This is a genomic window from Tsukamurella pulmonis (genome assembly GCF_900103175.1).
GTDB lineage: Bacteria > Actinomycetota > Actinomycetes > Mycobacteriales > Mycobacteriaceae > Tsukamurella > Tsukamurella pulmonis.
Genome location: NZ_FNLF01000002.1, coordinates 2,269,233 through 2,292,817 on the forward strand (window position 1 = coordinate 2,269,233; position 23,585 = coordinate 2,292,817).

23 protein-coding genes are annotated in these 23,585 nt (G+C 71.9%); 11 read left to right on the plus strand and 12 right to left on the minus strand.

Features of this window, described 5'->3' with window-relative positions:
- Positions 1 to 3: 3 nt before the first annotated feature.
- The 5 genes from BLQ62_RS11130 to treY form a co-directional block, all read right to left on the minus strand.
- Positions 4 to 1,029, minus strand: a complete 1,026-nt coding sequence (locus tag BLQ62_RS11130) for an LLM class flavin-dependent oxidoreductase (protein ID WP_231857590.1) — start codon at positions 1,027 to 1,029, stop codon at positions 4 to 6.
- Positions 1,030 to 1,097: 68 nt separating this feature from the next.
- Entirely contained in the window at positions 1,098 to 2,138 is a 1,041-nt protein-coding gene (locus BLQ62_RS11135; protein ID WP_068534862.1) for an LLM class F420-dependent oxidoreductase, read from the minus strand.
- A 56-nt stretch (positions 2,139 to 2,194) separates the two neighbouring features.
- A complete protein-coding gene (gene treZ / locus BLQ62_RS11140; protein ID WP_068565445.1) occupies positions 2,195 to 3,931 on the minus strand; it encodes a malto-oligosyltrehalose trehalohydrolase in 1,737 nt (578 codons plus the stop codon).
- A gap of 18 nt (positions 3,932 to 3,949) precedes the next feature.
- Complete coding sequence (locus tag BLQ62_RS11145) at positions 3,950 to 4,627, minus strand: hypothetical protein (protein WP_068534856.1); 678 nt, start codon at positions 4,625 to 4,627, stop codon at positions 3,950 to 3,952.
- A gap of 35 nt (positions 4,628 to 4,662) precedes the next feature.
- On the minus strand, positions 4,663 to 7,005 hold the full coding sequence (treY, locus tag BLQ62_RS11150; protein ID WP_068566214.1) for a malto-oligosyltrehalose synthase: 2,343 nt from the start codon (positions 7,003 to 7,005) through the stop codon (positions 4,663 to 4,665).
- 98 nt (positions 7,006 to 7,103) lie between these two features.
- Here treY and BLQ62_RS11155 point away from each other — a divergent pair, with 98 nt between their 5' ends.
- From BLQ62_RS11155 to bioD, 3 genes are read left to right on the plus strand one after another with little or no spacing between them, the layout of a single operon-like run.
- On the plus strand, positions 7,104 to 8,375 hold the full coding sequence (locus BLQ62_RS11155) for an adenosylmethionine--8-amino-7-oxononanoate transaminase (protein WP_068565443.1): 1,272 nt from the start codon (positions 7,104 to 7,106) through the stop codon (positions 8,373 to 8,375).
- A 4-nt stretch (positions 8,376 to 8,379) separates the two neighbouring features.
- On the plus strand, positions 8,380 to 9,513 hold the full coding sequence (locus BLQ62_RS11160) for an 8-amino-7-oxononanoate synthase (RefSeq protein WP_068565441.1): 1,134 nt from the start codon (positions 8,380 to 8,382) through the stop codon (positions 9,511 to 9,513).
- Positions 9,510 to 10,220 carry a dethiobiotin synthase gene (gene bioD / locus BLQ62_RS11165; protein WP_068565439.1) on the plus strand — a complete coding sequence of 237 codons (711 nt, stop codon included), beginning with the start codon at positions 9,510 to 9,512 and terminating at the stop codon, positions 10,218 to 10,220. Before BLQ62_RS11160 ends, bioD begins: the two co-directional genes overlap by 4 nt.
- Here the strand turns inward: bioD and BLQ62_RS11170 are convergent.
- Positions 10,198 to 11,331 (minus strand): phosphatase PAP2 family protein, encoded by a 1,134-nt coding sequence (locus tag BLQ62_RS11170; protein WP_068565437.1) that lies wholly within the window; start codon positions 11,329 to 11,331, stop codon positions 10,198 to 10,200. The genes bioD and BLQ62_RS11170 overlap by 23 nt on opposite strands.
- Positions 11,332 to 11,518: 187 nt before the next feature.
- On the opposite strand from BLQ62_RS11170, the gene bioB reads away from it, so the two are divergent.
- The 4 genes from bioB to BLQ62_RS24445 are packed head-to-tail and all read left to right on the plus strand — an operon-like array spanning position 11,519 to position 14,339.
- A complete protein-coding gene (bioB, locus tag BLQ62_RS11175; protein ID WP_068534837.1) occupies positions 11,519 to 12,526 on the plus strand; it encodes a biotin synthase BioB in 1,008 nt (335 codons plus the stop codon).
- A gap of 23 nt (positions 12,527 to 12,549) precedes the next feature.
- Positions 12,550 to 12,741 carry a biotin synthase auxiliary protein BsaP gene (bsaP, locus tag BLQ62_RS11180; RefSeq protein ID WP_068535865.1) on the plus strand — a complete coding sequence of 64 codons (192 nt, stop codon included), beginning with the start codon at positions 12,550 to 12,552 and terminating at the stop codon, positions 12,739 to 12,741.
- 36 nt (positions 12,742 to 12,777) lie between these two features.
- On the plus strand, positions 12,778 to 13,392 hold the full coding sequence (locus BLQ62_RS11185) for a DUF2567 domain-containing protein (protein WP_068534834.1): 615 nt from the start codon (positions 12,778 to 12,780) through the stop codon (positions 13,390 to 13,392).
- Positions 13,389 to 14,339 carry a macro domain-containing protein gene (locus BLQ62_RS24445; RefSeq protein WP_115391359.1) on the plus strand — a complete coding sequence of 317 codons (951 nt, stop codon included), beginning with the start codon at positions 13,389 to 13,391 and terminating at the stop codon, positions 14,337 to 14,339. The genes BLQ62_RS11185 and BLQ62_RS24445 overlap by 4 nt, the downstream gene beginning before the upstream one ends.
- Before the next feature lie 15 nt (positions 14,340 to 14,354).
- On the opposite strand, the gene BLQ62_RS11195 is transcribed toward BLQ62_RS24445, so the two are convergent.
- From BLQ62_RS11195 to BLQ62_RS11210, 4 genes are all read right to left on the minus strand, one after another.
- Entirely contained in the window at positions 14,355 to 15,011 is a 657-nt protein-coding gene (locus BLQ62_RS11195; protein WP_068534828.1) for an FMN reductase, read from the minus strand.
- A 2-nt stretch (positions 15,012 to 15,013) separates the two neighbouring features.
- On the minus strand, positions 15,014 to 16,147 hold the full coding sequence (locus BLQ62_RS11200) for an LLM class flavin-dependent oxidoreductase (RefSeq protein WP_068534825.1): 1,134 nt from the start codon (positions 16,145 to 16,147) through the stop codon (positions 15,014 to 15,016).
- 134 nt (positions 16,148 to 16,281) lie between these two features.
- Positions 16,282 to 16,989, minus strand: coding sequence for a hypothetical protein (locus tag BLQ62_RS11205; RefSeq protein WP_068534822.1), 708 nt, complete (start codon positions 16,987 to 16,989; stop codon positions 16,282 to 16,284).
- Positions 16,990 to 17,054: 65 nt separating this feature from the next.
- Positions 17,055 to 17,780, minus strand: a complete 726-nt coding sequence (locus BLQ62_RS11210) for an NUDIX hydrolase (RefSeq protein WP_068565433.1) — start codon at positions 17,778 to 17,780, stop codon at positions 17,055 to 17,057.
- Positions 17,781 to 17,901: 121 nt separating this feature from the next.
- On the opposite strand from BLQ62_RS11210, the gene nadA reads away from it, so the two are divergent.
- From nadA to nadC, 3 genes are read left to right on the plus strand one after another with little or no spacing between them, the layout of a single operon-like run.
- Positions 17,902 to 18,882, plus strand: coding sequence for a quinolinate synthase NadA (nadA, locus tag BLQ62_RS11215; RefSeq protein ID WP_231857623.1), 981 nt, complete (start codon positions 17,902 to 17,904; stop codon positions 18,880 to 18,882).
- Positions 18,879 to 20,381, plus strand: a complete 1,503-nt coding sequence (nadB, locus tag BLQ62_RS11220; protein WP_068534813.1) for an L-aspartate oxidase — start codon at positions 18,879 to 18,881, stop codon at positions 20,379 to 20,381. The genes nadA and nadB overlap by 4 nt, the downstream gene beginning before the upstream one ends.
- Complete coding sequence (gene nadC / locus BLQ62_RS11225; RefSeq protein ID WP_068565424.1) at positions 20,378 to 21,241, plus strand: carboxylating nicotinate-nucleotide diphosphorylase; 864 nt, start codon at positions 20,378 to 20,380, stop codon at positions 21,239 to 21,241. Before nadB ends, nadC begins: the two co-directional genes overlap by 4 nt.
- An 18-nt stretch (positions 21,242 to 21,259) precedes the next feature.
- Here nadC and BLQ62_RS11230 read toward each other — a convergent pair whose 3' ends face one another.
- Positions 21,260 to 21,991 carry a DUF1345 domain-containing protein gene (locus BLQ62_RS11230; RefSeq protein ID WP_197467286.1) on the minus strand — a complete coding sequence of 244 codons (732 nt, stop codon included), beginning with the start codon at positions 21,989 to 21,991 and terminating at the stop codon, positions 21,260 to 21,262.
- 113 nt (positions 21,992 to 22,104) lie between these two features.
- Between BLQ62_RS11230 and BLQ62_RS11235 the strand changes: the two genes are divergently transcribed.
- Positions 22,105 to 23,175 carry an NAD(P)-dependent alcohol dehydrogenase gene (locus BLQ62_RS11235; protein WP_082756425.1) on the plus strand — a complete coding sequence of 357 codons (1,071 nt, stop codon included), beginning with the start codon at positions 22,105 to 22,107 and terminating at the stop codon, positions 23,173 to 23,175.
- Here BLQ62_RS11235 and BLQ62_RS11240 read toward each other — a convergent pair.
- Positions 23,172 to 23,579 (minus strand): VOC family protein, encoded by a 408-nt coding sequence (locus tag BLQ62_RS11240; RefSeq protein ID WP_068535861.1) that lies wholly within the window; start codon positions 23,577 to 23,579, stop codon positions 23,172 to 23,174. The two genes, BLQ62_RS11235 and BLQ62_RS11240, sit on opposite strands and share 4 nt — an antisense overlap.
- Positions 23,580 to 23,585 lie beyond the last annotated feature (6 nt).

The following is a 23,585-nucleotide window of genomic DNA, read 5'->3' on the forward strand; positions in this document are numbered from 1 at the left end:
ACCTCAGAACAACTCGTCGACGGCGTCCTTGATCAGCTCCAGACTGCGCGTGCGCTCGGCGAGGCCGGGGAGCATGCCGGAGACCATCAGCTCCTGCGGCTGCGTGCGGACCAGCAGCTCGCGCAGCTCGTCGCGCACCGTCTCCTGCGAGCCGACGATCCACGCCGACGTCGTCGGTGCGATCGCATGCTCCTGCTCGGGCGTGAGCGGCTGCGCCGCGGCCTGATCGTAGGTCAGCATCCGGCCGGGATTGCCGGTGCGCACCCGGTACATCGACGCCTTCGCCGGGCCGGCCAGGCGCTGCGCCTCCTCGTCGGTGTCCGCGGCGATCACGGTGATCGTCAGCATCGCGTTCGGTGCGTCGAGATCGCCGGGGCGGAAGGTCTCGCGGTACTCGGCGAGCGCGGGCAGCGTCGCCTGCGGCGCGAAGTGCCGCGCGAAGGCGAACGGGAGCCCCAGCAGGCCGGCGAGCTTGGCGCTGAAGGTCGATGAGCCCAGCAGCCACATCTGGGGATGCGCGCCGACGCCGGGCGTCGCGGTGATCGCTGCGTAGGGGTGATCGGCGGGGAAGTCGTCGCGCAGGAAGGCCCGCAGATGCGCCAGCGCCTGGGGGAAGTCGTCGACCGACTCGCTGACCCTGCCGCCGCGCAGCGCGTGCGCGGTGAGCTGATCGGTGCCGGGGGCGCGACCGATACCGAGGTCGATGCGGTCGGGGTACAGGGCGTCGAGCGTGCCGAACTGCTCGGCGACGACGAGCGGCTGGTGGTTCGGCAGCATCACGCCGCCGGAGCCCACCCGGATCGTCTCGGTCGCCGCGGCGATCTGCCCGATGAGCACGGCGGGCGACGAGCTGGCGATACCGGGCATCGAGTGGTGCTCGGCCACCCAGACCCGCTCGTAGCCGAGACGTTCGGCCGCCTGCGCCGTCGCGACGGTGTCGCGGAGGGCGTCACCGAAGGACGCACCGTCGACGACGGGGGCGAGGTCGAGTAGGGACAGGCGAGGGCGGGGGAAGGGTGCTTCGGTCACAGAAGGGACAACCGGGGGCGGCCCGGAAAACATTCCCGGACCGCCCCCCGTGTGTCCTCCGACAGCCGTCAGATCAGCTCGCGCAGCGCCTCCACCTGCTTCACGCGGCCGGCCGCGTCCTCGGCGATCGGCACGACGTTCAGGACGGTGGCGCCGGCCTCGGCGAACGCGGCGACCCGCTCCTTGACGTAGCCCTTCGGGCCGATCAGCGACACGCTGCGGGCCAGCTCGTCCGGCACGGCCTCCACCGCGGCGGCCTTGTCGCCGCCCAGGTACAGCTCCTGGATCCGGTCGGCCTCGGCGCCGTACCCGTAGTTGGTGGCCAGGGTGTGATAGAAGTTCTTGCCCTTGGCGCCCATGCCGCCGATGTAGAGCGCGAGGTGCGGCTTGACGAACCCGAGCAGGTGATCGACGTTCTCGCCGATCGCGAGCGCGGGGCCGGCGTAGACGTCGAGTTCGCCAAGCGCGGGATCGCGCTTGGCCTTGCCCTCGGCGACGGCGTCGCCCCACACGTCCTTCGCCTTCTCCGGCAGGAAGAAGATCGGCTGCCACCCCTCGGCGACCTCGGCGGCCAGCGCCACGTTCTTCTGGCCGAGCGCGGCGAGCAGGACCGGAATGCGCTCGCGCACAGGGTGGTTGATCAGCTTGAGGGGCTTGCCCAGGCCCGTTCCGCCGTCCTCCGCGGTGAGCGGCATCTGGTAGAACTTGCCGCGGTGCTCGAGGCGCTCGCGGCGCCACACCTGGCGGCAGATCTCGATGATCTCGCGGGTGCGGCCGATCGGTGCGTCGTACTTCACGCCGTGGAAGCCCTCGATCACCTGCGGGCCCGAGGCGCCGAGGCCGAGGATGAACCGGCCGTCGGAGACGTTGTCCAGGCCCGCGGCGGTCATCGCCGTCAGCGTGGGCGTGCGGGTGTAGATCTGCAGGATGCCGGACGCCAGCTGCACGCGCTCCGTCTTGGCGGCGAGGTAGCCCAGCGCGCTCACCGCGTCGAACGAGTACGCCTCGGGGACGAAGACGATGTCCAGTCCCGCCCGCTCCAGGTCGAGGACCTCGTCGGCCGTGGCCTTGAACCCGTCCGTGTAGTTGATGCCCAATCCGATTCGCATACGCGCAAGGTTCTCACAAAGCAACCGCTTAGCGACAGAGTGCCCGGGGATTGTGGTCAGGTTCCGCGGCGCAGGACGACGAAGGAGTGGCCCGGCACAGTCGTGGTGGCGCCCTGGGGCGACGGCGGCTCCCACGCGAGGACCTCGTCGCCGGAGAACGGTGCGGTGACCGGCGCGGGGGAGAAGTTCACGAGCAGTGTCAGTGCGCCGCGGTGCACCGCGAACCAGGTGGCCTCGCCCGGATGGTCACAGCCGACGGTGCGCAGATCGTCGTCGGCGAGGCCGGGGTCGTGGCGCAGTGCGATGAGGTCGCGGTACGTCGCCGACAGTCGCGCGTGGCCGGGGCGCGCCGGCTCGGACCAATCCAGGTGCGACACGGCGAAGGTATCGGGATCCTGCGGGTCGGGCACCTCGCCCGGAGGCCAGCCGTGCTCCGCGAACTCCGCCGTGCGGCCCTCCGCGGTGGCGCGGGCGAGCTCGGGCTCGGGGTGGCTGGTGAAGAACCGGAACGGGGTCCGCGCGCCCCACTCCTCGCCCATGAACAGCATGGGCGTGAACGCGGAGAACAGCACCAGCGCGGCCCTCACGGCGAGTTGCCCGGCGGTCAGGTACGCCGACGGACGGTCGCCCCGCGCCCGGTTGCCCACCTGGTCGTGCGTGCAGGTGTAGGCGAGCAGCTGCGACGGTGCCACCCGGTCGGGATCGATCCGCTGGCCGTGGACACGGCCGCGGAACGAGCTGTACGTGCCGGCGTGGAAGAAGCCCTCGGTGAGGACGGTCGCGAGGCATTCGGGGCTGCCGAAATCGGCGTAGTAGCCCTGGCGCTCGCCGGAGACGATCGTGTGGATCGCATGGTGCACGTCGTCGTTCCACTGCGCGGCGAGCCCGTATCCGCCGTGCGCCGCCGGGGTCACCAGGCGCGGGTCGTTGAGGTCGGACTCCGCGATGAGGGCCAGCGGGCGGCCGAGTTCCACGGAGAGCTCCGCGGTCAGCGCGGCGGCGTCCTGGAGGATGTGCCGGTCCGCGTGGTCGACGAGGGCGTGCACCGCGTCGAGCCGGAGTCCGTCCACGCCGTAGCGGCGCAGCCACCAGGCGATGTCGTCGAGGAGGAACCGCCGCACCTCGGCGCTGCCCTCGCCGGAGAGGTTGATCGTGTTGCCCCAGGGGTTCGCGCCGTCGCTCTCGTACGGGCCGAACCGGCCGAGGTAGTTGCCCGACGGACCCAGGTGGTTGTGCACGACGTCGAGCAGGACGCCGAGGCCCAGGCGATGCGCCGCGGCGATGAAGCGCTCCAGCCCCGACGGTCCGCCGTACGGTTCGTGCACGGCGAACCACCCGACACCGTCGTAGCCCCAGCCGTGCGCGCCGTTGAACGCGTTGACCGGCATCACCTGGACGAAACCGACGCCGAGGTCGCGCAGGTACGGGAGCCGCTCGATCGCGGCGTCGAACGTGCCCTCCGGGGTGAACGTGCCGATGTGCAGCTCGTAGACGACGGCGCCGCGCAGCGCGCGCCCCGACCACCGCGGGGCGTCGGACTCGGCGATCAGCGCCGAAGGACCGTGCACCCCGTCGGGTTGGTGGGGTGAGCGCGGATCGGGGAGCACCGTCTCGTCGTCATCGAGCAGGTAGCCGTACCGCGCACCGGGCTCCGCCGGGAGGGTGATCCGCCACCAGTCGTCGGCACCGCGGACCATCGAGTGCGTCGCGCCGTCGAGCCAGAGGCGGACCCGGTGCGGCCGCGGCGCCCACACCTCGAAGGCGTGGTCGGCGGCGACGGGCGAGGTGGGCATCGGTTCGCAACGATAGCGTCAGTGCAGGCTCTCCCACTCCGCGGTCCGGGCGCGGTGCAGTTCGATCGCTGCGAGCGCCGACTCCGCCGTCGCGTGCCGGCCGCCGGTGATGCACCCGATGGGCCGGAAGTCGTGCTGATCCAGCGAGCGGAAGCGCCAGACCTCGTCCAGCGAGTGGGTGCACACGTGGGTGGTGAGCGTGACCTCGGCCGGCACATCGAGGCAGGCGCTGGCGTCCTCGGCGAAGATCTCCGCGAAGGTGCGCTCGCCGAGGCGGACGTAGAGCGTGTCGCTCATCGGCACCTCGGAGAGCACCGTGCGATCGCCCGCGAGGATGAGCCGGTCGTGGATCTCCGCGGTGAGTTCCCACGCCGAGGCCATCCCGGCGCAGCGGATCAGCAGGTGGGCCACCTCCTCCGCATCCTCCAGCAGCCCGAGGATCGAGTTGCGGCCCTCGCGCAACGCGCGCACCTCGATGGCGCCGCCGGGCAGCCGCTGCGCGGTGAGCCGCGACGTGCCGGCGACCATGACCAGGCGGCCGGTGGGCAGGAGATCGGCCGGGAGGCCGTGCTCCCGCAGCGATTCCGCGACCCGCGCCAGCGACGAGGCGCGGATCCGGTTGCCGCTGACGCCGGCGCGCGCGGTGGCGGACTGGACGAGTGCCGTGGTGAGCGGCCGCGGGGTTTCGCTGTTCATGTCCGCAAGTGTGCGCGGACCCACTGACAAGTTTTCTACTCGCGCACCAGCAGGGCGACAGGATGTTCGAGGAACAGCTCCTGGAGCGCCGTCCGACCGGTGGCGACGTGTCCCGTCAGCCGGTCGGTCCACGCTCCGTCGCCCAGCTCGAGCCGCGTGTCGCGCCAGCCGCCGGCGCGTTCCAGGCGGAGGGAGTGGCGCGTCGCGAGAACCGCGACGTCCGGCGCGCCGGCGTCCGGCCCGCGGTGGAAGGCGAGCAGGTGGTCGGCGGCGGGCCCCTCCGCGAGGAGCGGGCGGTACGAACCACCGACGAAACTGTCCGGGCGCTCCCGCCGCAGTCGCAGCGCGGTGCGCACGAGGTGCTGCTTGGGGTGCGCCTCGTCCGCGCCGGACCAGTCGACGGGCCGGCGATTGTCCGGGTCGACCAGCGAGTCCTCCCAGCGCTCCGTGCCCTGGTAGACGTCGGGAACCCCGGGGCCTGCGAGCTGCAGCAGCTTCTGCGCGAGCGCGTCCGACCGCCCGTGCCGCGCCAGCTCGCCCACCAGCTCCGTCATCGCGGCGCCGGCCGGACCGTCGAACAGGGAGTCCAGGAAGGCGTGCCCGGCTGCCTCGAAGGCATCGTCGGGCGAGCGCCAGGACGTGCCGATGCGCCCTTCGCGCATCGCCTTCTCGGCGTACGCGTGCAGGCGCGCCCGGAGCGCGTCGGAAGCCACCCCGTCCTCCGGCCACACACCGAACGCGTTCTGCAGCAGGAACAGCCCCGTCATCGGATCGGGCGGCGGCGGGAGCAGGGACAGGCACCGGTCGACGGTCACCGCCCAGTCCCACGGGCACTGGCTCAGCACGCCGATGCGGGCGCGCACGTCCTCGCCGCGCTTGGTGTCGTGGGTCGTCAGGGCCGTCATCGCCGCGGGTCGGTCCGTGGCGCGCCGGGCGAGGGCCGGGTGCGGGTCGCTTGGCCCGAAGTCCGACGGTGCGCCGCCCACCTCCTGCAGCGAGACGAGCCGGGCCGAGCGGTAGAAGGCCGTGTCCTCCAGCGCCTTCGCCGACAGTGCGCCCGTGAGCTGCGCGAACCGCCGGGCGGACTCGCCACCGCGATCGCGGGCGGCGGCGACCGCCTCCAGGGCGGGTCGCAGGCCCGGCTCGGCGCCGGCCGAACCCGCTGCGTCCAGCGCGCGCCGCCGAGCCGCGGCGGATCGGGCCGCGAGCACCGGGTAGTCGTCGCGGTAGTACGGGATCTCGTTCATCCAGAACAGCGCGGCGTCGGCGAGGTCGTCGAGGGGCACCGCCGTGGCGATCTCGCGGTGGATCGCGCGGGCCAACCGGAGGAACTCGGGTCGCAGGTCCGCGGCGGCGAGCTCGCCGCGCAGGCGCAGCGTCGCGCCGGAGTTCCAGCGGACGGCACCGTCGTCCCCGGTCCACCGCTCGTGCAGCGCGCTCAGCCCCGTTTCGCCGGCGGGGTCGAGCAGGGCGTGCCCGATCTCGCGCAGTGCGTCGTAGCCGGTGGTCCCGTCGACGGGCAGCTCCGGTTCCACGGGCTCGTCGGCCTCGAGGATCTTCTCGATCACGATCCATGCGGACGGTCCGGTGAGCTCGCGCAGCATGCGCAGGTAGCCGACGGGATCCGCGAGCCCGTCCGGGTGATCGACGCGCAGGCCGTCGGCGATCCCGTCCGCGAACCACGACCCGACCTCGGCGTGCGTCGCGGTGAAGACCTCGGGATCCTCCACCCGGACCGCGGCCAGGTCGTCGACGGTGAAGAACCGGCGGTAGGAACGCACGGGCGACGTCCACGGGACGAGGCGGTAGGGCTGCGCGTAGTGGAGCCGCTCCACGTCCAGGCCGCCCACGTCGCGCCCGAGGGGGAAGGTGCGGTCGTGGTAGCGCAGCACCGGCTCGGGGCCGCTCCGGTCGACGGTGATCGCCGCGGCGTCCTCCTCCGAGGCGAGGACGGGGAGGGCGAGCTTGCCGCCGGCGCCGTTGCGGGGGTCCCACTCGATGTCGAAGTAGTGCGCGAAGGCGGACTCGCGCCCGCTGCGCAGAACGTCCCACCACCACGGGTTCTGCTCCGCCCGACCGACGCCGAGGTGGTTCGGGACGATGTCGATGACCAGCCCGAGGCCGTCGACGTGCGCCGCGTCGGCGAGACGTTCGAGCCCCTTCCGGCCGCCGAGCTCGGCGCGCACCGTCGTCGGATCGGTCACGTCGTAACCGTGCGTCGAGCCGTGCACCGCCTCGAGGACGGGGGAGAGGTAGAGGTGCGTGACCCCGAGATCGGCGAGGTAGGGCACGCGACGGGCGGCGTCGTCGAAGGTGAAGGACGGCCCCAGTTGCAGCCGGTAGGTCGCGCCGACGGGACGCGGTTCGCCGGTAGCCATGCGCCCGATCATGCCATTGCGGACCGAACCGGCCGCGGGTGCGCCGTGCGGCCCGGCGGATGGCGGCGCGGTCGCGGCCCCCGCTAACGTGGCCCGACATGACGCCCGACGAGATCCTCGCCCTGGACACCCGGACGCTCTGGCACCCGTACAGCGCCGTCGGCGGCGCGGGCGCGCGGGTGGTCACCTCCGCGGAGGGGGTGCGCCTGACCCTCGGCGACGGGTCGCGGGTGATCGACGGCATGAGCTCCTGGTGGGCCGCGATCCACGGCTACCGCAACCCCGTGCTCGACGCCGCGGCGAAGGCCCAGATCGACACGATGTCGCACGTCATGTTCGGCGGCCTGACCCATGAGAGCGCCGCCCGGCTGGGCGACCTGCTCGTCCGGATCACCCCGCCCGGCCTCGACCGGGTCTTCCTCGCCGACAGCGGGTCGGTGTCGATCGAGGTCGCCGTGAAGACCGCCCTGCAGTACTGGCGCGCCCGCGGCGTCGCCGGCCGCAACCGCCTTCTGACCTGGCGCGGTGGCTACCACGGCGACACCTTCACCCCGATGAGCGTCTGCGATCCCGACGGGGGCATGCACTCGCTGTGGAGCGACGTCCTCGCCACCCAGGTGTTCGCGCCCGCGCCGCCCGCCGAGTACGACGAGGCCTACGTCGCCGAGCTCGACCGTCTCGTCGGGGCGCACGCGCACGAGCTGGCCGCGGTCATCATCGAGCCCGTCGTGCAGGGCGCCGGCGGCATGCGTTTCCACCCGCCCGCGTACGTCGCGGCGCTGCGGGAGATCACCCGCCGGTACGACGTCCTTCTCATCTGCGACGAGATCGCCACCGGCTTCGGACGCACCGGCACCCTGTTCGCCTGCGGCGCGGCCGAGATCACGCCCGACATCCTGTGCGTCGGCAAGGCCCTGACCGGCGGTTACCTCACCCTTGCCGCCACGCTGTGCACCGACGAGGTCGCGCTCGCCATCTCGCACTCGGATCAGGGCGCGCTCATGCACGGCCCGACGTTCATGGGGAACCCGCTGGCCTGCGCCGTCGCCGTCGCCAGCACCGAACTGCTGCTCGCCCAGGACTGGGAGGCGCGGGTCGCGGCGATCGCAGAGGGGCTGCGCGACGGGCTCGCCCCGCTGCGCGCCGTGCCCGGCGTGGTGGACGTGCGCGTGCTGGGCGCGATCGGCGTGGTGCAGCTCGACCGGTCCGTGGACATGGCGGCCGCGACGGATGCGACGGTCGCGGCGGGCGTGTGGCTGCGCCCCTTCCGCGACCTGGTCTACACGATGCCGCCCTTCATCAGCACGCCCGACGACGTCGCCGCGATCTGTCGGGGAGTCACGGCCGCGGTGCACGCGGCGCTACAGTGAGGACATGAACGGTGTTCAACTGGATGCGCTCGGCTGGCTCGACGGCTACGCCGCGGACCGCGCGGCCGCAGGTCTGCGCCGCTCGCTGACGGCGCGGCGGCCCGGGGTCGCGGGACTCGATCTCGCCTCGAACGACTACCTCGGCCTGAGTCGTCATCCCCGCGTGCTCGACGCCGCCGCGGATGCACTCCGCGTCTGGGGCGCTGGATCGACCGGTTCGCGGCTGGTCACCGGAACGACGGAACTGCACGAGCGGTTCGAGCGCGACCTCGCCGACTTCCTCGGCGCCGAGGCGGCGCTGTGCTTCTCCTCGGGCTACCTCGCCAACCTCGGCGTGGTCACCGCCCTGGCCGGCCGCGGTGCGCTCGTCGTCTCCGACGGCGGCTCGCACGCCTCGCTCGTCGACGCCTGCCGCTTGTCCCGGGCACGCATCGTGGTCACCCCGCGCGGCGACGTGAACGCTGTTCGAGACGCGCTCGCGGATCGCTCGGAGGAACGCGCGATCGTCCTCACCGATTCCGTCTACAGCGCCGACGGGGTGCTCGCTCCCGTCGCGGAGCTGCACGCGGCGGCGCGCGCCCACGGCGCCGCGCTCATCGTCGACGAGGCCCACGGCCTGGGCGTTCGCGGCGACGGCGGTCGTGGCCTCGTGCAGGAACTGGGGCTCGCCGGTGAGCCCGACCTGGTCGTGACCGCGACCCTGTCCAAGGCCCTCGGCTCGCAGGGCGGCGTCGTCCTCGGTCCCGAGCGCGTGCGCGCGCATCTCATCGACGCCGCGCGGCCCTTCATCTTCGATACCGGTCTCGCACCGTCGGCGGTGGCCGCCGCCGGCGCCGCGTTGACCGAACTGCGTGCGGAACCCGCGCTCGCCGGTCGCGTGCTCGACCGCGCCCGTGCCGTGGCTGCGGGGATCGGTGCGCCCGAGCCGACCTCGGCGGTCGTCTCGCTGGTGCTCGGCGAACCCGAGCGCGCCGTCGCCGCGCGGGACGCCTGCGCGGCCGAGGGGGTGCAGGTCGGCTGCTTCCGCCCGCCGTCGGTGCCGGAGGGGACGTCCCGCCTGCGGATCACCGTGCGTGCCGATCTGACGGACGACGAGGTCGCGCGGGCCGTCGACGTGATCCGGCGGGCCGTCGCGTGATCCTCTGCGTCACCGGCACTTCCACGGGCGTCGGCAAGACCGTCGCGACTGCCGCCCTCGCCGCGGCGCTGCTGCCGAGTGGGCCGGTCACCGTCGTCAAGCCCGCCCAGACAGGGTTCGCCGACGGCGCCGCGCGCGACGAGGACGGGCAGCTCGCCGACGCCGCCGAGGTCGCGCGGCTCGCGCCGGGGGCCGTCACCGTCGAGCACCGGCGCTACCCGGAACCGCTCGCCCCGCTCACCGCCGCGCGCCGAGCGGGGCTGGCGCCCCTCGGGCGCGACGAGGCCGCCGCGGTCGTCCGGCGCGCGCAGGGGAGCGTGCTGGTCGAGGGCGCGGGTGGTGTGCTCGTGCGACTCGGCCTCGACGACGCCCGGACGCCGTTCACCCTCGTGGACCTGGCGGCCGACCTCGAGGCGCCGGTGGTCGTGGTCGCGGACCCTGCGCTCGGCACCCTCAATCACACCGAGCTGACGATCCGGGCCCTCGCCGCCGGCGGTGTCGCGTGCGCGGGCATCGTGCTCTCGCGTTGGCCCGATCAGCCGGGCCTGGCGGAGCGATGCAACCTCGTCGACCTGCCCGACCTCACGGGCGTGCCGGTCGTGGGGCGGATCCCCGACGGGGCGGCCGCGCTGCCGCCGGAGCGGTTCGCGGCGGCCGCGCCGTCGTGGTTCGACGCGGACTGGCTCAGCGCGCGATCCAGGCGCTGAGCAGGTCGATCCGCTGCCAGCCGCCCGTCACGTCGAGCGGGTAGCCCGCGGGGCCCGCGGTGCGGGCGATCCGCTCGCGCAGCTGGGCGTCGTTCAGGCCCGGGTGCGCCGCGCGCAGCAGAGTGATCGCCCCGGCCGGGACCTGAACGGGAGCGTCGCCGCCCACGCGCGGCAGGCCCCAGCTCAGATCGCGCCGGTACGCCGTTGCGGCGGCGCCGGTCTCGGCGTAGTTGCGCTGGCAGGCGACCACGCGTTCGATGGGGCCGCCGGCGCGCGCGGCCAGCGCGGCCCGCAGCTCCGCGCGGGCCTGCGCGACGAGATCGGCGAAACCGGGATCGGCGAGCGCGTCCGCCACCGCGGCCTGCGCGAGGATCCGGCCGCCGATCACGTCGAGCGGGTAGTGCACGCCGAGGACGACGCGGTGCCTGCCGTAGTCGGCGCCGCGCGCGAGCAGCTGCGGGCCGAGCTCGGGGAGCAGGGTGGCGATGACGATCGCCTCGGCGTACCCCCACGCGGTGTGCCCGGACGGGTAGGAGCCCGAGCCGCGTACCGCTTCGTACAGGTCGGCTCGACCGTCCCCGTACCGCGTGATGCGGTCCGGCGCGACCTCGAACGGGCGCTGGTACTGGAAGTGCTTCTTGGCCGCCGAGGTGTCGACGTACGCGTTGATCAGCGCCTTCTTGCCGATCAGCAGTGCCGTGGTCTTCGGCAGTTCGCCCGCGGCCTCGGCGGCATGGAAGGCAGGGGTCAGGCGGCTGCCCAGAGCGGAGAAGATCGAGTCGTCGAGGAGGCCGTAATTGTCGGCGACCGCGGCGCGCTGCTCGGCGGCGGTGGCCGTGCGATTGGTCGCGACGGCGGCGTCGAGGTTCGCGGCGAGCACCGACTTCGGCAGGCGGGAGAAGGCCGCCAGCTGATCGATGTACGAGTTCGCCTCGGCGGTCGGCGCGATCGCGCCGGCGGCGACCGGGCTCGATGTCGGCGCAGCCTGCGGGGTGAACGCGCACGCAGTCGGGGGAGCGGCCTCCGCGGGGCTCGCTGTCACGGCGAGCGGAGTGGTCAAGGATGCGGCGATCACGGTCGCGACCAGGATCTTCTTCGAGCGAAGCGTCATGCAGACACTGTCGCGTTGATACATAGAAAAGGGAAGGAAACTATTTCGGTCGAGTCGATGAACGTTTCCCGCCACGCTCGCGTGCGTCTTGAACACTGTTCACGAATTGAACGCTGTACAGTGCAGGTAGTCGCGGCACCGTGGTGCCGCAGCACAGCCGATCGACACAGCCGACGAGGAGATTCACATGACCGGGGTCCTGGCCGACATCATCGAGATCGCGCGCGAGCAGGTGCTCGAGCGCGGTGAAGGGCTGAGCGAGGAGCAGGTTCTGGCCGTCCTCCAGCTGCCCGACGACAAGCTCGACGAGGTGCTCCAGCTGGCCCACGAGGTCCGCATGAAGTGGTGCGGCCCCGAGGTCGAGGTCGAGGGCATCATCAGCCTCAAGACCGGCGGCTGCCCCGAGGACTGTCACTTCTGCAGCCAGTCGGGCCTGTTCGAGTCGCCGGTGCGGTCCGCGTGGATCGACATCCCGTCGCTGGTCGAGGCGGCGAAGCAGACCGCCAAGACCGGCGCCACCGAGTTCTGCATCGTCGCCGCCGTGCGCGGCCCGGACAAGCGCCTGATGAGCCAGGTCGCCGCCGGCATCGAGGCCATCCGCAACGAGGTCGACATCCAGATCGCGTGCAGCCTCGGGATGCTCACGCAGGAGCAGGTCGACGAGCTCAAGGCCATGGGGGTGCACCGCTACAACCACAACCTCGAGACGTCGAAGTCGCACTTCCCGAACGTCGTCACCACGCACTCCTGGGAGGAGCGCTGGGGCACCCTGCAGATGGTCCGCGAGGCCGGCATGGAGGTGTGCTGCGGCGGCATCCTCGGCATGGGGGAGACGCTCGAGCAGCGCGCCGAGTTCGCCGCCAACCTCGCCGAGCTCGAGCCCGACGAGGTGCCGCTCAACTTCCTCAACCCGCGCCCCGGCACGCCCTTCGGCGACCTGGACGTGCTCGAGCCGAACGAGGCGCTCAAGTCCGTCGCGGCGTTCCGTCTCGCCCTGCCGCGCACCATCCTGCGGTTCGCCGGCGGCCGCGAGATCACCCTCGGTGATCTGGGTGCCGAGAAGGGCATCCTCGGCGGCATCAACGCCGTCATCGTGGGCAACTACCTCACCACCCTGGGCCGCCCGGCCGAGACCGATCTGGACCTGCTCGGCGAGCTCAAGATGCCGATCAAGGCCCTCAACGACACCCTGTGACACTCGTGGCGGACCAGGAGCCGGTGTACAACGAGTTCACCGGCAAGCCCCTCGCGGACGGGGGGCCCGTCTTCGCGGCGGCGCAACTCGGGCTCGAGCCCCCGCGGTACTGCGCCTACTGCGCACGCAGGATGATCGTGCAGGTCAGCCCCGACGGGTGGACGGCGCGCTGCTCGCGTCACGGCGAGCTCGACTCGAAGAGCCGCGAACGCTGATCCCGATGCACGGGTCCGCTCGATAGGCTGCTGTCGATGCCTACTCACACGCCGACCCGCTCCGCCTCCCACGTCGTGGTCCCCCTCGTCGTGGGGGCGGTGCTCGGGGCCGCCGCGGCGCTGGTCTGGGGCACGACGGCGCCCGGCGTGCGCGGGGTCGTTCTGGACACCGGCCAGCCGGTGCTCCGCACGGACCAGTTCGACAACTTCTTCATCGCGACGGTGCTGTTCGTAACGGTGTCCGCGGTCGGCGGGCTGCTCACGGCGCTGGGCCTGTTCCGCGGCGCGCGGCGCACCCCGCGCGGCGTCGCGCTGACGCTCGGCGCCGCCACCCTCGGGGTGCTGATCGCGGTGCTGCTCGGGCAGGCAGTCGTGAACGCGCGGTTCACCGGCCCGGGAGCACCCGGTCTGGACTTCACCGCCGCACCGTCGATCCGCCTCGAGGGTGCCAACGTCTTCGCCCTCGCCGACCACTCCGGCGGCACTCTCGGCGATCTGGCTTCGTGGGTGCTCGTTCTCGTGTGGCCGGGCATCACCGCGCTGGTCTGCGTCGTGCTCGCCCTCCTCGGACGGCTTCCCGACGACGAGCCCGCGCACGCGCCCAGCGGAGCGCAGGTCGAGGCTCCGCCGGTACGGACGCCGTCCTCATGACCGCGTCGGTCCCGCTCCTGCGCGTGGTGTGCGGTGACATCACGCAGATCCGCGCCGAGGTGGTCGTCAACGCCGCGAACCGCGCGATGCGCGGCGGGGGCGGCGTCGACGGTGCGATCCACCGGGTCGGGGGTCCCTCGATCCTCGAGGACTGCATCCGGCGCTTCCCCGACGGCCTGCCCACCGGTGGCGTCGGCTGGACGGCGGCGGGCGAGCTGCCGGCCCGGTACGTCGTGCACGCCGTCGGCCCGAACCACGGTGCGGGCGAGGACGACCCCGCCCTGTTGCGGTCGTGTTACTCGGGTGCCATCCGGACGGCCACTGATCTCGGTGCCCGTTCCATGGCCGTGCCGCTGATCAGTGCCGGGGTCTACCGCTGGCCGCTCGACGAGGCGGTCTCCATCGCCCTCGAGACGATCCTCGAGACTCCGGGCGATCTGGACGTCATCACGCTGGTGGTGTTCGACGACACCGTGGAGGCGCGGGTGCGTGATCTTCTCGGTGCCGGGCTCGCGGCGCATTGGGTGCCGTACCGGATCCTCGACGCCGTCGTGCAGCTGCACGAGGCGGGCTATCGACAGGTGCGCTGTACGCCGTACGTCTACGCCACCGGACACTGGCGCGCCGAGATCACCGTCGCGGGTGCGCGGGCCGCGGCCGATCCCGTCGCCCGCTACTCGTCGGCCGCGGGGCAGGACTACCTGGACATGCGTGTCGAACCGTGGACGAGTCCGGTCGAAGTCGCCGCCGCGGTCCTGCGGCATCTCGACCGGGGCCTGGTGCCGGATCGCGATCCGCGCCACGACGCGTACGTGCGGTGGTTCGGCGGCCTGCGATCACTGGCCGCCCGCCGTCGGGCGTATCCCGTCGCCTTCCGCGAGTACGGCGAGCTGCCCGGCTGGAGCGTCGGAGACGGTCCGCGCTATCCGGACCCGCCCGCCGACTGACGGCCGGGGGCGGGCTCAGTCGCCGGTGTGGCCGCGCAGCAGGTCCGCGAAATCGGCCACCGGGCCGAGGTCCAGCGACTTCCCGGAGCGCCGCGGGGCACTCAGGTCCGACGGTCCGCCGAAGCCGGCCACGGCACCGTCGGCCTGGACGAGCGCGCCGGCGAGTTCCGCGCCGGCGCGGGAGATCCGCGATGCGAGCTCCGAGGAACCGAAGTCCTCGGTGGCGGCGAAGACGCCGGTCGGCAGGATCTGCGCGCGCAGGTAGCTGAACAGCGGGCGCAGTGCGTGATCGAGCACGAGCGAATGGCGCGCGGTGCCGGCCGTCGCTGCCACGAGCACCGGGACGCCGGTCAGCGCGTCGGTGTCGAGCGCGTCGAAGAACATCTTGAACAGGCCGCTGTAACTCGCGGTGAACACCGGCGAGACGGCGATCAGCCCGTCCGCGGCGGCGATCGCGTCCTTGGCCGCGGTGAGCGCCGGTGTGGGGACGCCGGACGTCATCACCGTCGCGAGGTCGCGGGCGAGCTCGCGGACCTCGATCACCGTGATGTCCACGGCCTCGCCGCGGGCGGACACAGCGGCCCGCGTGGCGTCGGCGAGCTGATCGGCCAGCAATCGCGTCGACGAGGGCTCGGAGACACCGGCGGCGACGACCACCAGGGAGCGGGTCATGGTCAGGCCTCCTTCGATGTGACGAGGTCCTGGGCGGGGAGCACCAGGTGATGGGGCGAATCCGGGCCCGCGGCGACGAGCGAGTCGTGGGTCGGCGGGTCCGACGGGACGTGGGCCGGGCGGCGCAGCTCGAACTCCTTGCGCAGCACGGGGACCACCTGGGTGCCGAGGATCTCGACCTGCTCGAGGACCTGGTCCAGCGGCAGGCCCGCGTGGTCGAGCAGGAACAGCTGGCGCTGGTAGTCGCCGGCGTAGTCCGCGAAACCGAGGGTCTTCTCGATCACCTGCTCGGGTGTGCCGACGGTGAGCGGGGTCATCTGCTCGAAGTCCTCCAGCGACGGTCCGTGCCCGTACACGGGCGCGTTGTCGAAGTAGGGGCGGAAGCGGCGCTTGGCCTCGGCCTCGGTCTCCGCCATGAACACCTGGCCGCCGAGTCCCACGATCGCCTGGTCGGCGGAGCCGTGGCCGTAGTGCTCGAAGCGCTGCCGGTACAGGCGCACCATCTGCTCGGTGTGCTCGGTGTTCCAGAAGATGTTGTTGTGGAAGAAGCCGTCACCGTAGAACGCGGCCTGCTCGGCGATCTCGGGCGAGCGGATCGAGCCGTGCCAGACGAACGGCGGCGTGCCGTCGAGCGGCGCGGGCGTCGAGGTGTAGCTCTGCAGCGGGGTGCGGAATTGGCCCTCCCAGTCGACGACGGGCTCGCGCCACAGCCGCCGCAGCAGGTGGTAGTTCTCGATCGCCAGCGGGATGCCCTGCCGGATGTCCTTGCCGAACCACGGGTAGACGGGGCCGGTGTTGCCGCGGCCCAGGGTGAGGTCGACGCGGCCGTCGGCCAGGTGCTGCAGCATCGCGTAGTCCTCCGCGATCTTCACCGGATCGTTCGTGGTGATGAGCGTGGTGGCGGTGCTCAGGCGCAGCTTCTCGGTGCGGGCGGCGATCCAGCCCAGCATCGTGGTCGGCGAGCTCGGCACGAACGGCGGGTTGTGGTGCTCGCCGGTCGCGAACACGTCCAGGCCCACCTCTTCGGCCTTGACGGCGATCGCCGTCATCGCCTTGATGCGGTCGTGCTCGCTGATGGTGGTGCCGGTGGTCGGGTCGGTGGTCACGTCGCCGACGCTGAAGATTCCGAACTGCATGTCGATCCTTCCCGTTCGGGTCCCTCGCGGACCCTTCGATCACTGTAACGGACCGCGGTCCGTATCTATTTCCGGGAGGTCGCGCCGTTCGCGGCGTCGGTTCGGCCGGAGAGCGGCGAGGCCCGACGCCGAGATCAGATCGGCTCTCGACGCACGATGTCCGAGGAGTTGATGACGAGCACTTCGCGGTCCGACTCGGTCAAGGCGGTCACGAAGCCGGACTCCACCTTGAGCACGTGGGCGGTGATGACACCGGTTCTCGTGTGCAGCCGTTCGGCGGGCGACCAGGGCGTGCGCTCGACGGCGGCGAGCAGAAGCACGGCGAGTGCCGCGATCGATCCCACCTCGCGGATCGCGAAGTCGACGGTCCGCCCGCTGAGCCCTTCGGCGAACCAGTGCTTGACGGCGAGGACCGCCACCGCGATGACCGCCGCTCCGATGGGTACCCACACGTAGCCGTAGGTGACGGTCAGCGCGACGCAGGCGGTCGTGAGGACCGCGACCAGGAGCGCGGACCACACGCTGGTGGGCGACTTCGCGTGCACGCGCCATGCGAGCCTCAGGACCGAGAGGGGGAGCAGGACCATGACGAGGGCGCTGGTGAACTCGGGATCGCTCATGAGCGTGCCGAGCACGATCGTCAGGGCGCTGTTGACGTCGGTCACGGCCATGATCCGCGACGCCACGCGCCAATCCCACTCGGACACGACGAGCAGGCGCAGCACGACGAACAGGACGGCGATGGTGGCACCCGTTCCCAGGGTGCGCACGATGCGGGCGTCCGTCGCTTCGGCGAGATTGATCGACATGCGATCCTGCGCGTCGCTCTCCGGCTCGGTCACCTGCGGAGCGTAAGCACACACGCGGGCGCAGGTGGGCCGATCGCGCGGGTCCGGGTGGCCGGGCCTCAGCCGGGTGGGCGCAGGGTGGCGAACTCGTCGGTGATGCGCAGGTACGAATCGGTGAACCGGTACAGGGCGGGTGGGCGTCCCCGGGTGGCCTGGCCGGTCTCGCCGGTCGCGGTGATCACCGATCGCCGGGAGAGGATGCGCAGGAGGTTGGTCGCGTCCACGGGGTAGCCGAGCACGGCGACGTAGACGTCGCGGAGCTGGGAGATGGGGAAGGCGCGCGGGGCGAGCGCGAAGCCGATGTTGGAGTAGGACAGCCGGGCGGCGAGCCGCGCCCGGGCGCGGTGCACCATGGCGGCGTGGTCGAAGGCCATCGTCGGCAGGGCTTCGACGGGGTGCCAGGTCGTGTCCTCGGGAAGGCGCGGGTCGGTCCCCGAGCGGACCAGGCCGAGGAAGGTCGAGGCGAGGGTGCGATCGGCGTCAGCAGTGGCCGGAACCCGGTGCGGGTCCGAGAACTCCGCGAACTGTTCGAGGTGCGCCACCTCGGTCAGGTCGACCTTCTCGGCCAGCAGTCGACGCGCGCTGGCCGGTAGGTCCTCGCGCGGCCCGAGCAGACCGCCCGGCAGTGACCACGCGCCCTGGTCCGGGGCCATCGCGCGCTGCCACAGCAGCACCTCGAGTCCGCCCGCTGCCCCCGTGCCGCCGATGGCCGGCGCGACCCGGAACACCGTCGAGAGGACTTCATGTGCGACACGCATCGGGGGTGCGGTGCTAGCATCGGCCATATATCGATCATAGGTCGATAAATAGCCGACGAGAAAGGGAGGCGCCGCGATGACCACAGCCACGTCCGCCGCCACCGCATTCAGTTCGCCGCTCGCCGAGCGGATCGTCGAGGGCGGCGGTATGTACACCGGCGTCGACGGCGACCGCGAGTGGGCGGCGGAGGTCAAGCGCCTCGCGAAGCTCCGCGACGCCACGATCCTCGCCCACAACTACGAACTTCCCGCCATCCAGGACGTCGCGGACTTCGTGGGCGACTCGCTCGCACTCTCCCGGATCGCCGCCGAGGTCACCACGTCGACGATCGTCTTCTGCGGCGTCCACTTCATGGCGGAGACCGCGAAGATCCTCAGCCCCGAGAAGACGGTGCTGATCCCGGATCAGCGCGCCGGCTGCTCGCTGGCCGATTCCATCAAGGCCGTGGAGCTGCAGGAATGGAAGGACGAGCACCCAGGCGCCGTCGTGGTCTCCTACGTCAACACCACCGCCGAGGTGAAGGCCCTCACCGGCATCTGCTGCACCTCGAGCAACGCCGTCGAGGTGGTGCAGTCGATCCCCGAGGACACCGAGATCCTGTTCCTGCCCGACCAGTTCCTCGGCGCCCACGTCAAGCGCGTCACGGGCCGGCAGAACATGCACATCTGGGCGGGCGAGTGCCACGTGCACGCGGGCATCAACGGAGACGAGCTGGCGGCGCAGGCCAAGGCCCACCCCGATGCGGACCTCTACGTGCACCCCGAGTGCGGCTGCGCGACCTCGGCGCTCTACCTCGCGGGCGAGGGCGCCGTGCCGGACGACCGGGTCAAGATCCTCTCCACGGGCGGCATGCTCGACGCGGCGCGGGAGACCAGTGCCCGCGAGGTGCTGGTGGCGACCGAGGTGGGCATGCTCCACCAGCTGCGCATGGCGGCGCCCGGAGTCGACTTCCGCGCCGTCAACGACCGCGCCTCGTGCAAGTACATGAAGATGATCACCCCCGCGGCGCTCCTGCGCTGCTTGGTCGAGGGCGCGGACGAGGTCTTCGTCGACGCCGAGACGGCCGACGCGGGCCGCCGGGCGGTGACTCGGATGATCGGGATCGGGCAGCCCGGCGGCGGGGAATGACCACGCGCGCCGGGGGCGGAGCGAACGGGACCGGCACCCCGGCCGATCTGCTCGTCGTCGGCGCGGGCGTGGCCGGCCTGACCGCCGCGGTGGCCGCGGCCGACGCCGGGCTGACGGTGACGGTGCTGTTCAAGCCCTCCGTCGGCGGCGCACCGTCGACCTCGACGGCGTACGCGCAGGGCGGCATCGCCGTGGTCGATCCGTCCGATCCGACCGACGGCGTCGACCGGCACGTGGCCGACACCGTCGCGGCGGGCGGTCCGCTCGTCGACGTCGTGGCGACGCGCTCCATCCTCGCCGACGGGCCCGCCGCCGTGGACCGGCTGATCAGCTGGGGCGCGGAGTTCGACCGCCGGGCCGACGGCCGTCTCAAGCGGACACGGGAGGGCGGGCACACCGTCTCGCGGATCATCCACGCGGGCGGCGATGCGACCGGCGCCGAGGTGCAGCGCGCCCTCACCGCTGCCGCGAGGGCGAGGCCGAACGTCACCGCCCGCCCCGCGCAGGCGTACGCGCTGCTCGCCGACGGTGACCGCATCGTCGGGGTGCGCACGGCCGAAGGGGACGCCTTCGGACGCACCGTGCTGCTCGCCACCGGCGGTGCGGGACACCTGTTCTCGAGTACCACCAATCCCCTCGGGGCCACCGGCGACGGCATCGCGCTGGCGGAGGCCGCGGGCGCGGAGGTGCGCGAGCTCGAGTTCGTCCAGTTCCACCCGACGATGCTCTACACGCCCGGTGCGCGCGGCCGGCGGCCGCTGATCTCGGAGGCGGTCCGCGGCGAGGGTGCGCATCTCGTGGACGCGCGCGGCGCCGGCGTCATGGACGGCGTGCATCCGATGGGCGATCTCGCGCCCCGCGACGTGGTGGCGCGCGCTGTCACCGCCGCCATGGAACGCACAGGTGCCCCGTGCGCATACCTCGACGCGACCATGATCCCCGATGTCGCGCAGCGCTTCCCGACGGTGACGGAGGCGGTCCGCGCCGCGGGCATCGATCCGCAGACCGAATTGATCCCGGTGGTCCCCGGCGCGCACTACCTGTGCGGCGGGGTGGTCACCGACCTGCACGGTGCGACCGGTGTCCCCGGCCTGTACGCGGCGGGCGAGGTGGCGCGTACGGGGCTGCACGGGGCCAATCGTCTCGCCTCCAACAGTCTCCTCGAGGCCCTCGTGATGGGGCTGCGGGTCGCGGCCGCCGCGCGGCGTGCACCCGCACTGCCCGGCGGCGCGGTCCGTGAGGTGGCTCCCGCGCAGGCCCGCGCCGAACGGGATGCGCTGCAGGACGCCATGACCGGTGCCTGCGGCGTGCGGCGGACCGTCGCCGGACTGACAGACCTGAGCGGGCTGCTCGCCGATCCCGCCTTCGTCGTCGACGGACCCGCGGTATCTTCCCGGGACCGGGAGGACGCCGTGCTCACCGCAGTGGCGCGACGCATGGTGGGGCAGGCGCTGACCCGACAGGAATCCGTGACCGAGGTACTGGAGGTACGCCCGTGACCGAGCTGACGCTCGAGCCCGACCGCGCCGAGGTGGTGCGGCTCATCCGCACCGCCCTCGACGAGGACCTTCGCTACGGCCCGGACGTGACCAGCGAGGCCACCGTCCCCGACGGTGCGACCACCCTGGCCAAGGTCATCAGCCGCGAGCACGGCGTGCTCGCCGGCATCCCCGTCGCGGAATGGGTGCTCGACGAGGTGGTCGGTCCCGGGAACTACCGCGTGCCGGCGAAGATCGCCGACGGCACCGTCGTCGCGCCCGGTGACGTGGCCATGGCGATCGAGGCGCCGACCCTCGCTCTCCTCACCGCGGAGCGAACACTGCTCAACATCGTCACGCACCTGTCCGGGATCGCGACCGCGACGGCCGCCTGGGTGGGGGAGGTCGAGGGCACCGGGACGAAGATCCGCGACAGCCGCAAGACGCTGCCCGGGATGCGGGCCCTGCAGAAGTACGCCGTGCGCGCGGGCGGGGGAGTGAACCACCGGATGGGGCTCGGGGACGAAGCGCTCATCAAGGACAACCACGTGGTGGCGGCGGGTTCGGTGACCGCGGCGATCGAGGCGGTGCGGCGCCGCGCACCCGGCGTCCCGCTCGAGGTGGAGGTCGATTCGCTCGAACAACTCGAGGAGGCGTTCGCGCTCGGCGTCGACCTGGTCCTGCTCGACAACATGCCGCTGTGGATGACGCAGTCCGCCGTGCAGCGCCGCAAGAAGCTGGCACCGCGCACGAAGCTGGAATCCTCCGGCGGGCTCACCCTGGACGTGGCCGCCGACTACGCCCGCACGGGTGTCGACTACCTCGCCGTGGGGGCGCTGACCCATTCGGTGCGCGCCCTGGACCTGGGGCTCGATCTCTGAGAGTGCCTTCGGCGTAGGTCATTCGGCGTTGGCGAGTGCGACCACCAGGTTGATCGTGCTGGCCAGGATGCCGTTCGCGAAGATGAACGACAACAGCGTGTGGCGCAGGGTCGCGTTACGCATCTCACTCGACGTGATCACCGTGTCCGAGACGGCGTAGACGGTCCCGAAGGTCAGGGCGACGTAGGCGAAATCGGTGTACCGCGGCGGCGCCTCCTGGTTGAAGTCGATGCCGCCCGGCGGGTTGTCCGTGTAGTAGATGTCGGCGTACCGCTGCATGTACAGCAGGTGGATCATCATCCACGAGAGCGCGACGGTCCCCAGTGCGAGCGCCGCCAGGCCGAGGCGGGCGCTGGACGGCGCGGTGTGCGCGTCGACCATGACCACACCGACCGCGGCCAGACTGATGAGCGCGGCCATCGTGGTCAGGAAGTTCGTCTGGCTCTTCCGCGGATCCTGCTCGGTGGCGTGCAGCGCGGTCTCCGCGGCATCCATCTTCGAGGTCATCGTCCAGATCCAGAGGTCGTAGATGCCAGCGGCGAACGCCCAACCGACCGCGGGAGCATGCCGCCACACGTCGAGGAATCCGGTGGCGATGCCGGCCGCGACGCCCACGACGAGCATCGAGCCGGTGCGGATCCGACGCGTGTTGGCGCGACCCGCCCACCACTTCTTCGCTGGAGCCGCGGGAGTCGCGGGAGGCGCGGCCCCCGCGGCACCGTCGGCGGCGTGGTGTGACGGCATCGACATGCGGTGATTCTAGGGCGCAACCAGCGAAGTTTCTCGATTGCAAGACGATGTGATGGACGAGTCACCGGCAGACCGCGGAGGCGGTGAGCGTGGGCAACGACTCCGGGCGCACAATGGGAAGCATGATCGTCAACGCATATGGGGCCACCTCCGCCACCGAACCGCTCACACCGATGACCGTCGAGCGCCGCGACCCGGGCCCGCACGACGTCCAGATCGCCGTCCGCTACGCGGGTATCTGCCACAGCGACATCCACACCGTGCGCAGCGAGTGGGGCCCCGCCCGCTACCCGGTGGTCCCCGGTCACGAGATCGCCGGTGAGGTGACGGCGATCGGTTCCGAGGTCACGAAGTTCGCCGTCGGCGACCGCGTCGGCGTCGGTTGCTTCGTCGACTCCTGCCGGGAGTGCGCCGCCTGCGTGCGCGGCGAGGAGCAGTACTGCGAGCGCGGGATGGTCGGCACCTACAACGCCAAGGGTCGCGACGGACAGCCCACCCAGGGCGGCTACTCGACCGGCATCGTCGTCGATGAGAACTACGTGCTGCGCGTGCCGGAGAGTATCGACTACGCGGCCGCCGCGCCGCTGCTGTGCGCCGGCATCACGCTGTTCAGCCCGCTGCGCCACTGGAACGTGGGACCGGGCACCAAGGTCGCGATCATCGGCCTCGGCGGTCTCGGTCACATGGGCGTCAAGCTCGCCGCCGCCATGGGCGCCGAGGTGACGGTGCTCAGCCAGTCGCTCAAAAAGATGGAGGACGGCCTGCGCCTGGGCGCCGCGCACTACTACGCGACCTCTGACCCGGACACCTTCAAGGTGCTGCGCAATCAGTTCGACGTCATCATCAACACCGTCTCCGCGAATCTCGACATGCACCAGTACTTCGGCATGCTCGCCGTCGACGGCACCCTCGTCGAGGTCGGCCTGCCCGAGCACCCCGTGCCCGTCAACGTCTTCGACCTGACCCGCAACCGGCGCAGCTTCGCCGGCTCGATGATCGGCGGCATCGCGCAGACCCAGGAGATGCTCGACTTCTGCGCCGAGCACGGCATCGGCTCCGAGATCGAACTGATCTCGGCGGATCAGATCAACGAGGCCTACGAGCGCGTGATCGCCTCGGACGTCCGGTACCGCTTCGTGATCGACACCGCGACCCTCGAGGCGCCGGCCACCGCCGGGTCCTAGAGCTGATTGACCCGGATCAGGTTGCCCGCGGGATCGCGGAAGGCGCAGTCGCGCACGCCGTAATCCTGATCCATCGGTTCCTGCACCACGTCGGCGCCTGCACCGGCGACGCGCTCGAACAGACCGTCCAGATCGTCGGTCGAGAGCGTGATCGCCGTGTAGGCGCCCTTGGCGATGATGTCGAGCACGGTGGCCTTCTCGCCCTCGGTCAGACCCGGGTCCATCGCGGGCGGGTGCAGCAGGATCGAGGTCTGCGGCTGCCCGACGGGGCCCACCGTGAGCCAGCGCATGTCCTGGTAGCCGACGTCCTTGCGGACCTCGAACCCGAGGATGTCCCGGTAGAAGCCGAGCGCCGCCTCGGCGTCGGTGTGGGGCAGATAGGCGAGGGAGATCGTGATGTCCATGCCGCT